This window comes from Bacteroidales bacterium (assembly GCA_014860575.1).
Classification (GTDB): domain Bacteria; phylum Bacteroidota; class Bacteroidia; order Bacteroidales; family JAAYJT01; genus JAAYJT01.
Genome location: JACZJK010000043.1, coordinates 118,356 through 132,710, shown reverse-complemented (window position 1 = coordinate 132,710; position 14,355 = coordinate 118,356). Strand labels below are relative to the sequence as shown.

Below are 14,355 nucleotides of genomic sequence, written 5' to 3'. Positions count from 1 at the left end.
GAGACTATCTAAAGAAATATTATTTGAAATCGTTCATTCTCTGAGTTTTAAATGTATTTATTCGTGCATTCGTGGCTAACAAAAGGCAGATAAACTTTATCAATCAATTCCTGGTATTCATCCTCGCAGCGGCTGTTCACAGTGATTCCGCCCCCACTTTTGAAGAAAAGTTTCCCTTCAATATTTTCAATGAAGCGTATCATAACGCCACTATCGAGGTTATGGCCGTCGAAGATTCCAAAAATGCCTGTGTAATACCCCCGCTCATAGCGCTCGGATTCCAGGATTACCTCAATTGTTTTTTTCTTTGGTGCACCACTTATGCTGCCTGCCGGCAACAAGCCAAAGATCAGGTCACCAATATTTTCATTATAATTAGCATCAAGGTTGCCTGCAATGCCAGAACTTACCTGCAGCAAGGTCTTGTTTTGTGTTCGAACCGCAGTTACGAACCGGAATTTTTCAACATGCACATTGCGGGCAACGCGGTTCAGATCATTGCGGATCAGATCAACAATGGTGTTATGCTCGGCAATTTCTTTCGGATCGCCAAGAATGCGATTTTCGGCATCGGGCACGGATGCATCAATGGTTCCTTTCATCGGATGCGACTCAATGCGGCCATTGGTGATCTTAACAAAAAGTTCGGGCGAGAACACCACAATCTTATCCTCATACCAAAGCTTATAAGCTGCGCCGCTCCGGTAGAAAATCTCTTTCAGCGCAAGATTGGTTTCAATAGCAGTGGGCATGGTTAGGTTCAGCAAAAATGAGTTGCCGTGAAGCAGATGCTTCATGGCATAATGGTAGGCTTCCTGGTAACGGCCAAAACCGGGCGGTTCTTTACTAAAGGTAAATGACTGAGTGAAATTTCCTGGTTTTAATGATGCGTTTGTGAACCCGTTAAGATTATACAGAATATATTCAGGGTTTACCTCATCAAGCGGAATGATTATGGGCTGCTGCATAAGGAAATCAATGACAAAAAGAAATGGGCGGCGGGATTTGCCGTAATGGTTCATTGAGTGAATTGCCGAAGAAACCGTCATAAACAGACTTAAATTATCTGGGAGAATTTTAAAGTGCCGGAAAAGATACCGGACTAATAAACGAACGATTGCCGTAAAGTTTATTTTTCTACTTTTACAGACCGCACAAAGATAGTACGACAATTGTGTTTCAACCCGGTTATACTTACGAATTTCCGCAATTGCATCTTCACTAAACCCCCACATACATTATGAGAACAATTTCCAAAGCTTTATTACTGCTAAGCATTGTTTGGGTTTCGTCAACCTTTATGGGTTGCTGGCTCAGTGTGGCTCCCACAAGTCAAACCCTTACTGAACAGGAAGTACTTGATCTTTTCAACAATTGGAACGATGCCCTTCAAACCGGCGATCCACACCAGGTTGCTGCCCTTTATTCCTACAAGGCAACATTGCTGCCAACGGTTTCAAACAAGATCAGGCACAACCATGAAGAAATTGCTGATTATTTCGAACACTTCCTTGAACTTGACCCTTACGGAACCATCAACGAGTCGAATATCAGGGTTTTCGATAGCCTGGCTATGAATTCAGGGATTTACACTTTTTCGGTAAAGGTAAATGATAGTATTTCTGAAGTTCAGGCACGCTTCAGCTTTGTTTACGAGCTTATTGACGGCGACTGGTTGATCCTGGCGCATCATTCATCTGCCATGCCCGAACATTAACAATGTTTTTTCTTTGGATCCCAACCCCGAAAGTGATTCGGGCAATTAACCTTAAGCTTTCTGCATGATCCGCGTTCTGCTCATAAATAACTACGATTCTTTCACTTTCAACCTGGTTCAGGTCCTGCGCGAATCGGGATTATGCAACTATGAAGTAATGTTGAATGACGAAATCCAGGTTGAGGATTGTGAAGATTTTGATAAAATACTGATATCGCCCGGGCCGGGTTTACCGGCCGAAGCCGGGGTTACCTGCGATGTAATCAGGCATTGGGCTTCAGAAAAAAGTATTTTCGGTGTTTGTCTTGGCCACCAGGCCGTCGCTGAGGTTTTCGGAGCCAGGCTCAAACAATTGCCCCACCCAAAGCACGGTCAGAAAGAACTTGTTGAAATTATCAGCCCGGAAACAAAAATCTTCAGAGACCTTCCAGCGAATTTTGAAACCGGCCACTATCATTCCTGGATCGTTGATAACGAAGGATTGCCGGAATCATTGAACGTAACAGCAAGAGACAAAGCAGGAAATATCATGGCCATCAGCCATCGCACATTCGACGTTCATGGAGTGCAATTTCACCCGGAATCAATCATGACATCCTTTGGACGGCAAATCGTACTTAACTGGCTGAAACAATAATAACTACACTGCGAATCCAAGATCAAAGTCCAAAGTTCAAAATCCAAAGAGCAAAATCCAAAGTTGAGCCCTAAGCTAATGAATCACTGATTTACAAAATACCAGCATGTTAGATCATTCAATCCCCCTAACCCCCTTCTCCAAGGGGGACTCGTTCTTCGCAAACTTATCGGAACAGAGTCTAACCAAATCCCCCTGGCCCCCTTTTTCAAAGGGGGACTCGCTCTTCGCAAACTTTTTCACATCACTCCATTACTCCATACCAATCTACGAATTAACTAATTGACTAATTGACCGTATACCGCATCACTGCATCACAAAAAAAACTAAAAGTCCCTGAAATCCTTCTTCCGGGTAAGTTTTAAATCCTGAAGCATCGGCGATTTTACATTGATCTGGAAATTCCAGCTTTTCTGTGTACCGGTTGGAATCCAGTTGAAACGCATTTCCCAGCAATGCAAATCGCGGTAGAAATTAAAAGAAGTGTAAGTGAATTTATTGTCAACGAAGTCGTAACCCGAACGGAACCCAATTTTCCATTTTGGCGTGAGGTTAAAATCACCATTGAAGTTAAGGGATTGGATGGTTTGTGTTTCAAATTTATCGTTTTGAACGCTGAACTGGCTGGTAAGCCTTAAGCTATAATCCATGCTGAAGTTCCAGGGTTGGTTCCAATCAATAAACTCATCAGGATACATTATAATTTCAGCCAATTCTTCTTCTGCACCCGCTTCGTCAATAGATGTTTCCGGCCGGGTGCTGGTTTGGGTCTTGCCTCCAAAAGTGCTGGAATTGATACTATAGCGCATGCTAAAATTCCAGGAAGTATTTTCGCGCCTGAGTATCCTGCGGTCAACATCCCACACAAATTTATTGATCATACGCCCCAGGCTGTCAATTGCGTAAGGGCTCCATCGTCCGGTATATTGTATCTGCAGGTTTTTGAATAGTGTTGTACGACCCGAAACATTCAGGCTCGACCAACGGAGTGAATCCCGCGCAAGATCGTACGAACCGTTAATGGATAAACTTTCAATCAGTTTCACTTTTCGCATTCCGGTTATAGTATCTTTTTTTGATCGCACCTTAATCTCAAGATTATTCGAGAGTGAAAAATTCAAACTTCCTGATTTGCCATCGGGCGGAGTGCCATAAATTGAGTTTTGATAATAAGAATAACGTTGTGTTCTGCCGGTTGTATCAATTTGTACTTCATCCCAATAATCCCAGTATTCAGAGCCAAAATCAGGACGAATGCTAAAACCAATGGAGGGGTTCACCACATGCCTGACTGCCCTTAAGTAACCCTTTTTGAATTGCATCATACCATAAATTGTGGTATTGATGGATGTCTGGTACGAAAAATCCCTCACGCCATAAAACCCGCTAAGTGTATCATTCTTCACGACGCCTGGCTTGAGAATGCCTTCATCGTCCAGTTCGTCATCAACCCATCTCCGCTCAATGCGTTGCGAATACCAGCGCTCGGTGAAGTTCAATGAATTGCTGAGATTGAAATGTTTTAACACTTTCAGGTTGGAAGTAACTGGAATAGTATGTTTCACCCCATTTCGGAAATCATCCAGAGTTTCGGGCCGGAAGAACAGCGAATCAAGTGTTGTAACCTGGTTGCGCGCATTCATGGTGTAGTTCATATTGATATCTTCGTACCATCTCAAAGCACCGACACGGGTTTTTCGCCTGAAAGGATAAAAACGTGTGGCATTGAACGACACTTCCGGGAGTGTCATGGTTACGGAGTTGTTGAGTGTATTCTGGCTGTGCGTGGCACTAAGGTTTAAAAAGTATTTTCCGGCAAAGGACCGCTGGTAAGATATGCTGGATGTAAAAGTATTGGAAAGGAAGTTTTGGGTTGAAACCGGGTTAGAGCGATTGAATTTACTTGACTGAACATTTACATTTGCCGAAAACTTCTGGGTTGGATGTGACTTTGGGTCCTGGCTATGATTCCAGCGAATAGCAAAATCTTTTCTTTTTTCGAAAGATGGTGTGCCTTCATCACCAGTAATATTAATTGCATAATTCAGGTTCAAACGGCCATTGTACTTGTATCGCTTGCGGTAATTCAGGTCGGGTTTTAAGGCCCAACTGCCACGTGAATAGATGTCGCCAAGAATATATAATTCCAGGTAATCGCTTATTCCCCAGTAATAGCCGCCGTTTTCAAGGTAAAACCCCCTTGTGTTAGCATCGCCGTATGACGGCATTTTGATGCCCGATGTTTGTCCTTTTTTATTTGGAAAATAGCCAAAAGGAATGGCCAGCGGCAGGGGCACACCTTCAACAACAAAAAATACCGGGCCGGTAATGATTTTTTTGCCTGGGATAACTTTTGCCTTTTGAAACTGAAATTCAAAGTGGGGGCAATCGAGGTTGCAGGTTGTGTAGCTTCCCACCCCAACATTGGTAGTTTCGTCCTCCATCTTTTTTACGGCTTGTCCGTGCAGAAACCCATCTCCTTCCTGAGTAATTACCTGTCGGATATAACCGCGCTTGGTGTCAAAATTATAACTCATTGTATTGGCAACAAAGCTTTGCTCCCCTTGTGTGAACACCGGGGTGCCGTGCATTTTTCCGGTTGAATCGGGAAGTCCGCTCGCATACAAAGTGTTGGAAGCAAAATCTATTTCAATATAATGGGCCTTGAGATTGATATCGCCGTATTGGATTTCGGCATTAACAAAAAGAAAAGATTTATTGCGGGCAAGATCAAAATATAATGAGTCGGAGGAATGATAAACAACTTTGTTTTCCAGTGCAAATTTGCCTTTTGCCGTATCAGCTTCAGGCGTTTGCCTCAATGGTGCATCATAGAGGTCGAAACTTAAAGTATCGGCGTTTTGGGTAATTGTATCACTTACAATTACCGGTTCCTGTGAGAAGATTATTCCTGGTGATGAAAGAGCAAATGCAATAATAATTTGAACCGCAGTCAGGTAGCGCTGCTGCCAACAGGTTCTGAACGACATGATTAAATGACGGATTGTTATCACTTTTTACAACAAGACTAATGACCAGAAACAAACAGGCATCATCACATTAAGGAAATATCAAAATCAAGCGGATCACAATGTGCAGAACGAAAAACAAAACCATTTAAGCGAAAACATGTAAGTTTGTACCTCAATCAGTACAACACAATCCAATATTTTGACGTTTCAAAGCTAAATAAAAACAACTACTTTGGTGAAACGAATAGTTTTATTTTTTGGTATTGCCTTGCTCATGTTTCATTCATTTGAAATATCTGCACAGCGCCACCACCATTCTATCCGAAAGGTTGTTATTGACCCCGGTCACGGTGGAAAAGACCCTGGCGCCGTTGGAAAGAAAGCAAGAGAAAAGGATATTGTTCTCTCAATAGCCCTTAAAACAGGAAGATACATCAGCGAAAACCTTACAGACGTTGAAGTGATCTATACCCGCAATACCGATGAGTTTATTGAATTGTTTCGCAGGGCACAAATTGCCAATGAAAGCAATGCAGATCTTTTCATTTCAATCCATTGCAATTCGGTACGCTCGCCAACGCCTTACGGTGCCGAAACTTTTGTGATGGGTTTGCATAAAAGCCAGGATAACCTGGAAGTGGCTAAAAAGGAGAACGCCGCTATTTTACTAGAAGAGGATTATGAGGTTACCTATGGTGGTTTTGATCCCAACTCTGCTGAGGCACATATTGTTTTTTCGCTTTACCAGAATGCCTATCTGGATCAGAGCCTTGAATTTTCGCGACTTGTACAAAATCAGTTTCGCGAACGTGTGAACCTTAACGACCGTGGAGTGAAACAGGCCGGCTTCCTGGTTTTATACAAAATTGCCATGCCTGGTGTGCTTATTGAAACCGGCTTCCTGAGCAACGCGAAAGAAGAAGCTTTCCTCATGTCAGAACAAGGACAATCTTATATCGCTTCTGCCATTTACAGGGCGTTTCGCGAATACAAGGAAGGAGTTGAAAAGGCTGGTTATGTGGAGCAGCTTGCCAGGGTAAATACTCCCGAAAGTACGGTGGATCAAACAGTACAAAGCACCGAAGGAAAGGTTTCATTCAGGGTGCAGTTTGCTGCATCAGCCGAGCTTATTCCATTGAACTCTCCTGTTTTCAAGTCGTTAAGCCTTGTAAAGATGTATGCACATCAGGGTCTCAATAAATATACATCGGGCGATGAGCCTACCCTTGAGGCAGCGGTTAAACACAGAGAAACTTTGGTTAAAAAAGGGTACAAAGATGCTTTTGTAGTTGCCTTTCTTAACGAAGAAAGAATTGCGATTGACAAGGCAGTTGAGATAACCCAGCAAAGAAGTTCATTAAAATGACATGTTCCTAAAAGCACGGGTTTTATTACCTTTGCTAAACTCAATCAAAAAAGTTTATGAAAATCAGACGTGAAATTAAAATAGGTGCGTTATTTATTCTGGCACTGGCAGCTTTTATCTGGGGCTTTAATTATTTGAAAGGAACTAACCTTTTCTACAACAGGCTCATACTTTATGCTGTATATGACGATATTGGGGGCTTAACCAGTGCGAACCCCATTTACCTGAAAGGAATGAAAATCGGGCAGGTGCATCAGCTTAATTTCGAGGGTGAAGGATCAACAAGGATTATAGCGAAACTGATGATTGACGAGGATGTACCCATTCCAATCAACTCCGTTGCACGCATCCATAGTTCAGATATTATGGGTTCTAAAGCTATTGATTTGAAGCTTGGCGATTCACCTGTTCTTGCGCAATCAAATGACACCATACTATCGGACGTGCAAGCCTCGTTGCAGGAAGAAGTTAACAAACAGGTTCAGCCCATTAAACATAAAGCCGAAGAACTGCTCTCATCACTCGATACTCTGGTTACTGCACTTCAGGCAGTTTTTGATGATAGAGCCCGTTCAAATCTCGGTCAGAGTTTTGAAAGCATCAGGCTCACTATCCGCAGCCTTGAACATACAAGCTACACCTTTGATACCCTCATCCAGTCAGAAAAAAGAAGACTAGCAATTATACTTGAAAATATTGAATCTATTTCCACTAACCTGAGAAACAGCAATGAAGAAATAGCCAATACCATTCGTAATATCAGCTCAATTTCCGATTCGCTGGCAGCCACAAATATAAAACAAACCTTTGCCCATATTGAGAACTCTCTGAACCGGCTGGGTTCGGTAATGGACAAGGTTGAAAGCGGTGAAGGCACGCTCGGTCTGCTTATCAATGATCCAGGTCTTTACAACGAACTTGAAGTTGCCTCAATGGAGTTGAACCAATTGCTGGAAGATATGAAACTAAACCCGGGAAGGTACGTGCATTTCTCAGTTTTCGGCAGCAAGGTTGACAAACGGCCTTACACGCCACCGGCAGAATAATACTAGCGGTTAAAAATATCAGTCCACACTTTGGGCCTTTTATCGTCCCTCCAGTTGAAATCCGGTAACTGGCGCTCCGAAGCCGGAAGATCCTTATCAGGAAAAGTTGTCCCATCGGGTTTTTCAAAATAATAGATCCGGCTAATCTTACTGTCTTCAAGTTTGATCCGCATCCGACTGGCTACAGCCTTGTTGATCCCAATCAGGTAACCGTCTTCTTCCTTTACGTAATAAAGAGTTTCAGCATTGCCAACAACAACAATATTATCAAGACTGCCATCAACGAAATAACCGGTCATATTGCGTCCTTTTACCTGATTAAATTGCAGGCTGTCGTCGTTGTTGATTAAAAAAGCAGAATTATAAAGCTCAAGCGTTTCGATCGCTTCTCCATTGGTATTTACATGAATTGAATCAGCGCTTAGCTGACTTTCGCCGGTCCAGAGCACCGGATCGCGGTACATCACAATCAGTGAATCACTCATTTTATAAACCAATGAATCGCACGATCCCTGTAAGTCGTCCCTGAAAAATTTAACCTTATAATACGCCATCACCCGCTCGATATCCTGATCCTGGTTAAAAGTGGTCCGGATAGTATCGGCATGCATATACAATGAATCGCCGTTTTCAATAAAGATTGCTACCGGAATATCGGTGATGTAAGTATAACCCAGGTGCTTATAGTATTCTGAATAATTGCCTTTAAGTATTACATTCTGAACCGTATCAACAATAACCACATTTTCAAATGCCTTGGCCGATTCATCGGCGCGATTGTAATACAGACTATCGCCCCGGATATTGTGTTCGCCACTGATAATGTAAGCGTGTTTGTTAAACTGGGCTTTGTCGTTTTTTGTATCATACCATCCATTTTCGCAATAAATAAAGGAATCGTCAGCATCAATGGTCGTAGGCCCGAAAAAGCTTGAAACCTGAGTTTCGGTGTGATACACCAATGTGTCGGATCGCATTACGTATTCCGGGTTTACGAGTACAACATTCTTACGGAAATGCGCACGCTTTTCTTCAGTCATATAATAACCGCTCCTGCTGGTGAGATCATTTTCATCATCTGTAATTTTTCCTTCGCGTTCGTAGTAGGCTATACCGGTGTTGCGGTTATAGTTAAGTTGTTCAGTGGTGAGAACCGTGTTGTCATCCACAAGTTTTACATCATAGAAAACCTCGGCCAGGCGGGTGTTTCCATTGTATCTGAGATATTTTCCATACAAAAACAATGTATCACCCGAGTTGATCTTCACATTGCTGAACGCTTCAAAGCTGTTGCTGGCTTCCTGCATGTAAGCGCTATCACAATACATGAGTACTTCGTCATGCTCGAGGATCACATTGCCAAGCAAACGCCTGATATCCTTGCCAAACCGCCTCTCAAACCGAAGTTCATCCGCCTGTATGATCTTCACACGTGTGGGCTGCTGCTTTTCCTGCATTGCTGCCGGGTTGGAAGCAAGCATAAGAAGAAAGGAAACCAATATTGCGCTGGATAACAAGAGTTGTTTCATGGATCGCAAAAATACTGAAAGTAACTATAAGTTGGTAATGCGGACTAAAGCCTCCAGCTTGTGTCATTCTGAGCGCAGCGAAGAATCTAATTTCTAAAAAGATCCTTCACTTCGTTCAGGATGACAAGATTCGACCTTTTGACACATCCACATTAAATAACAATAAAATTATACCTGGGTGCCTGCCAAGGCATTCCCACCGGATAACGAATAATTACAAGGTTTAATCTTTCGGGTTAAAATGATTTCACTAATTTTGAAGCCTTGTTCCAAATTCTTATCTTCACTTTATGTCCGGAGCCTTCGATCCCAACTCAAACTACAAGCAAACTCAACAAGCTATTGGCTATGTTACACGCCGAAAAGCCACCCAGACTGATTACGACCGGATTGGCTTCATGTCAGGACTGGAAGTGCATCAGCAACTGAAAACCGGCAAGAAATTGTTTTGCCGTTGTCCGGCCGGTATTTTCCAGGCACCCGACGATTTTGATGCCGAAATCATCAGGCACATGAGGCCGACACTCAGCGAACTTGGCGAATACGATGGCACGGCGCTCATGGAGTTCAAAACGAGAAAAACAATTATTTACCGGCTCAAAAGCCCCACGGCATGCACCTATGAAATTGACGATACTCCACCTTTTCTTGTAAACCAGGAAGCGCTGGAACAAGCAATTGAAATTTCATTGCTTTGCCGGCTCAACATCGTTGGCGAGGTTCACATTACGCGCAAACAGTATCTTGATGGCAGCATCCCTACCGGTTTTCAGCGTACAGCTATTATTGGCGTAGAAGGTGAAATTCCCCTCAAGAATAAAAAAGTGCGGCTCATCCAACTCAGCCTTGAGGAAGATAGCTGCCGCGAGGTTTCTGACATCGGCCATGTGCGTGTTTTCCGAACCGACCGCCTTGGAATGCCTTTGATCGAAACTGTCACATATCCTGATATGGTTAACCCCGACGAGGTGATGGAAGCCTGCAATTACATCCGCTTCCTGAACCGCAGTACTGGCAAGGTTCGTACAGGAATGGGTGCCGGCCGGCAAGATGTAAACGTAAGTTGCCGTGGCGGAACAAGGGTCGAGATTAAAGGCGTTGCGCATACCAAATGGATTCCGGAACTCACACATAACGAGGCGTTCAGGCAATATGCACTGTTAAATATCAGGTCACTGCTGTTGGAAAAGTTTCCCGATTGGAAGCAATGGAAAATGAAGGCTGAGAAACTCAGCCGGAAAAGTGTTGAGTTTAATTACGAACCACTTGGCAGTGCGCAGCGTTGCAAAACCCCTGTTTATGCCATCAACCTGCCGGGTTTCAAAGGCATGCTATCGCATTTCACGCAACCCGGTAAAATTTTCGCCGACGAACTAAGCGAACGCCTTAAAGTGATTGCCTGCATTGAACATCCCAATCTTGTTCATTCCGAAATGCTTTGGACGGTTATTGAACCGGAAGCATTTGAAATAATACGGAAAACCTTGAACGCAACCGATGATGATGCTCAACTCATTATCTGGGGCCCTGCTGATGATATACCAACGGCGCTTGAAACCATCGAAGAGCGTTGTATGATGGCTTTTCAGGGTGTGCCAAACGAAACCCGAAAATCATTTGAGGACGGCACCACTATTTTTGAACGCGTGCTTCCGGGCGCCGACCGCATGTACCCGGATACTGATTCCCCGCCAATACCTTTGAAGGACAGCTATATTGATGAACTCAAAAAACGCTTGCCTGAAGATGTAATTGACAGATACCACAAGCTCAAAGCATGGAATGTGCCTGAAGACACCTACACTTATATTTTCAAGAAAGATCTTTTCCCGCTGATTGAAAGAATAATCAATGAACTTAATGTACCACCTGCTTTTTGCGGAACCTTTTTCGGGCATACCTTAAAATTTGTTGAAGGCCACTATAAACCTTCTTCGTCATTCAACTATAAGATAATCTTTGGGCTGTTCAGGTATTTGAAAGAAAACGGCATAGCACTGGATCTGGCAAAAAAGATGATGCCTGTGATCTACCAATATCCCAAAATGGAATTTGAATCGGTTCTGACCACAATACATTACAAACCAACTGATAAAAACAACATCATCGACCGTATTCCGTTTCTGAGAAACAAGTTCAAACAATTGCACGCAGCATCCGGTCTTGCAGATATGCATAACTGGATGATGGGGCAACTGAGACCCGTTGCAAGCGGAAACATTTCCCTCACGGAATTATCAAAGCATTTACACATTGACTAACATAAACATCCTTATACAATGAAAAACCTACTGATCCTCCTGTTCCTGATTCCAGCCTTTGGTTTTCAGGCAAAAGCACAGATCACGCCACCATGGAACACTAGTCTTGATTCAATCATTATTGAGTATACTGACATGGTAAATGCCGATAGTATTCAATCCTATATGCAGTCGCTTGAAGATATGGGAACCCGCTTCTGCCTTGCTGAAAACCGGCGTGAAGTTTCAGTTTGGATCAGGGATAAATTTATTCAGCTAGGCTATCCCGACAGTCAACTGGATTCTTTCCCGCTGAACAGAACCTATAATGGTGTTTACTACCAAACCTGGCAGTATAATGTAGTGAGCACCTTGCCTGGTTATGCCCGTCCTGACGAGGTTTACATTATTGGCGGCCACCATGATGCAATTGTTCCTTCATCAAGCAATCCGTTTTTAATAGCGCCCGGCGCCGATGACAATGCAAGCGGAGTTGCCGCTGCGCTTGAAGTTGCACGCATTATGAACCAATATGGCTATCAACCGGAATCAACAATCAAGTTTGTAACATTTGCTGCTGAAGAACTCGGCTTGCATGGTGGCTGGCACTTTGCCGACAATGCCGCCGCTCAAAACATGAACATCAAGATGATGCTCAACAACGACATGATAAGTTATTGCACCTTGCCCCAGGACCAGTGGACCATTCGTTTGGTTAAATATCCCAACTCTCTGTGGGTCACCAATCTTGCTCAATACATTGCTACAAATTTCACGATACTCAACACCTTTGAAACCACGCAGTATATGCAACAGTCGGATAGCTGGCCGTTTTACTCCAACGGTTTTAACACCATATTTTTTATTGAGGATGAGTTTACACCTTTTTATCATACAGTAAATGATTTGGTGTCGTCAACCAACAAAGACTTTGCTGCCGAAGTTGTTAAAATTTCATTGGGCATGCTGATTTATGAAAACGGGCCCGGTTTAAACACTGGTATTGTTGGCCCGGAGTTAAAAAAACTGGCTTCACTGCATCCTAATTTTCCGAACCCTTTTACGGGCAAAACCACGATTAAATATTCCCTTCCCGAAGCGGAATGGGTCAACATTAAAGTGTTTGATGGTTCAAACAGGATGATAACGGTATTGCACGAAGGTTGGCAGGAAGCCGGATCACACTGGGTTACATTTAATGCCATAACATTACCGGCAGGCATTTATTTCTGCCAGATGAAGACTGAAACAGCCACTGCAACCATTAAACTGGTAGTAAGTAATTAAGGAATGACGGCTTTCTTGAATTTGATTTCTCCTTTGTAGTTTTTAAGCCTCGAACCTATTATTCACGCTGAACATACATACTAAACAGATTCTACATTAACCACTTTTTAACACCATGCATTGGCGATGAGCGAAGATTTTTTCCAGGGCTATAAAGGCGCCGCACTCGAAACATTGAAGAAGTATCATGCCCGCGTATGGGGGCAAGTGCAAATAAATACTACCCGTGGCGCTTTCAAAGGAACTATCCTTCCGCGCGCTGAAAATGATGATTCCAGGCATATTGTGCTAAAAATTCCAACAGGCTATAATATTGGTATCAATGTAGATAACGTCATTGAAATGACGGAAACAGGCTACAAAAAAGCGGTTTATAAAATCCCTGAAAAGGAATTTCCCTATACGCCCAACCTTCCAAAAGTTAAGCTGTTTGGCACCGGCGGAACCATCGCTTCACGGCTCGATTATCGTACCGGCGCTGTGATACCGGCATTTTCTCCTGGCGAACTTTATGGTGCGGTACCCGAATTGGCTTCTATCTGCAACCTTACCACTGAAAAGATTTTTTCGGTTTTTAGCGAAAATATGGGACCGGATCAGTATAAAAAACTTGCCATCGCCATCGGGAAAGAAATTGAAACCGGTGTTGATGGGATCGTAATCGGGCACGGAACCGATACACTCCACCATACGGCAGCAGCGCTCACTTTTATGATTAAAAATCCGCCCGTGCCGATTGTGCTGGTGGGTTCGCAACGCTCATCTGACCGCCCCAGCTCTGATGCCGCCCTTAACCTCATGCATGCTACAACCGCCGCTGGTCATGGCGATATTGCTGAAGTTATGGTTTGCATGTTCGGACCCACAAGTGATGAGTATGGATTCTTGCATCGTGGCACACGGGTCAGGAAAATGCATTCATCATACCGCTCCACTTTCAGGACGCTGGGCGATATACCGCTGGCCACAGTTACACGCCAGGGTGTAAAACCCCAGAAAGAAAATTACAATCTCAGGCGCAAGGATCGTAAAGTTGAAATATTGCCCTATTTCGAGGAGAAGGTGACCATTGTTTATTATTATCCCAATATGCAACCCGATGTGATTGACGGGCTGGTGGACAGGGGTTATAAAGGAATTATTATTGCCGGAACCGGGTTGGGTCACGTTAACAAGCCTTTGTACCCTGCCATTGAAAGGGCAACAAAAAAGGGCGTGGCCATTTATATGACTGTGCAAACACTTTGGGGTTATGTTCACATGTTTGTGTATGAAACCGGTCGCGACATGATGGCCAAAGGCGTTGTGCCGGCTGAGAATATGCTCCCTGAGGTAGCCTACATCAAACTTGGATGGGCTTTGGGTCAAACCAGCGATCTTGACGAAGTAAAGAAAATCATGCTCACACCCATCAACGATGATATCACTGAGCGTGAACCGTATAACGGTTACCTCGTTTACCAGGGTGGAGTTCCTGAAGTTGAAGAATTTATCCGCAAGGTTCATAAATAGAGAATTCTTCCTACTTTTGTACTGAACGAATTGATAGTCAAAAATATCT

Annotated in this window: 10 protein-coding genes; 7 read left to right on the top strand and 3 right to left on the bottom strand. The window is 43.5% G+C overall.

The window, feature by feature from the left end:
• Positions 1-47: 47 nt before the first annotated feature.
• Entirely contained in the window at positions 48-1,049 is a 1,002-nt protein-coding gene (locus IH597_12205; GenBank protein MBE0663214.1) for an aminodeoxychorismate synthase component I, read from the bottom strand.
• A 251-nt stretch (positions 1,050-1,300) separates the two neighbouring features.
• Between IH597_12205 and IH597_12200 the strand changes: the two genes are divergently transcribed.
• Both IH597_12200 and IH597_12195 read left to right on the top strand, forming a co-directional pair.
• Positions 1,301-1,717, top strand: a complete 417-nt coding sequence (locus tag IH597_12200) for an SgcJ/EcaC family oxidoreductase (protein MBE0663213.1) — start codon at positions 1,301-1,303, stop codon at positions 1,715-1,717.
• 64 nt (positions 1,718-1,781) lie between these two features.
• Positions 1,782-2,354, top strand: a complete 573-nt coding sequence (locus tag IH597_12195; protein ID MBE0663212.1) for an aminodeoxychorismate/anthranilate synthase component II — start codon at positions 1,782-1,784, stop codon at positions 2,352-2,354.
• Positions 2,355-2,680: 326 nt separating this feature from the next.
• Here the strand turns inward: IH597_12195 and IH597_12190 are convergent, their stop codons facing one another.
• Positions 2,681-5,344: an LPS-assembly protein LptD gene (locus tag IH597_12190; protein MBE0663211.1), complete on the bottom strand. Its 2,664-nt coding sequence runs from the start codon at positions 5,342-5,344 to the stop codon at positions 2,681-2,683.
• Between the two features lie 217 nt (positions 5,345-5,561).
• On the opposite strand from IH597_12190, the gene IH597_12185 reads away from it, so the two are divergent.
• Positions 5,562-6,692: an N-acetylmuramoyl-L-alanine amidase gene (locus IH597_12185; GenBank protein ID MBE0663210.1), complete on the top strand. Its 1,131-nt coding sequence runs from the start codon at positions 5,562-5,564 to the stop codon at positions 6,690-6,692.
• Positions 6,693-6,748: 56 nt separating this feature from the next.
• Positions 6,749-7,738, top strand: coding sequence for an MCE family protein (locus IH597_12180; GenBank protein ID MBE0663209.1), 990 nt, complete (start codon positions 6,749-6,751; stop codon positions 7,736-7,738).
• 2 nt (positions 7,739-7,740) lie between these two features.
• Here the strand turns inward: IH597_12180 and IH597_12175 are convergent, their stop codons facing one another.
• The gene (locus IH597_12175) at positions 7,741-9,267 is read right to left on the bottom strand and encodes an organic solvent tolerance protein OstA (protein ID MBE0663208.1); all 1,527 of its coding nucleotides are present in this window, start codon (positions 9,265-9,267) and stop codon (positions 7,741-7,743) included.
• A 290-nt stretch (positions 9,268-9,557) separates the two neighbouring features.
• Here IH597_12175 and gatE point away from each other — a divergent pair, with 290 nt between their 5' ends.
• The 3 genes from gatE to gatD all read left to right on the top strand — a co-directional run bounded on the left by gatE (position 9,558) and on the right by gatD (position 14,306).
• Positions 9,558-11,528 (top strand): Glu-tRNA(Gln) amidotransferase subunit GatE, encoded by a 1,971-nt coding sequence (gene gatE / locus IH597_12170; protein ID MBE0663207.1) that lies wholly within the window; start codon positions 9,558-9,560, stop codon positions 11,526-11,528.
• Positions 11,529-11,546: 18 nt separating this feature from the next.
• On the top strand, positions 11,547-12,794 hold the full coding sequence (locus IH597_12165) for a M20/M25/M40 family metallo-hydrolase (protein MBE0663206.1): 1,248 nt from the start codon (positions 11,547-11,549) through the stop codon (positions 12,792-12,794).
• Between the two features lie 126 nt (positions 12,795-12,920).
• Entirely contained in the window at positions 12,921-14,306 is a 1,386-nt protein-coding gene (gene gatD / locus IH597_12160) for a Glu-tRNA(Gln) amidotransferase subunit GatD (GenBank protein ID MBE0663205.1), read from the top strand.
• Positions 14,307-14,355: the final 49 nt, after the last annotated feature.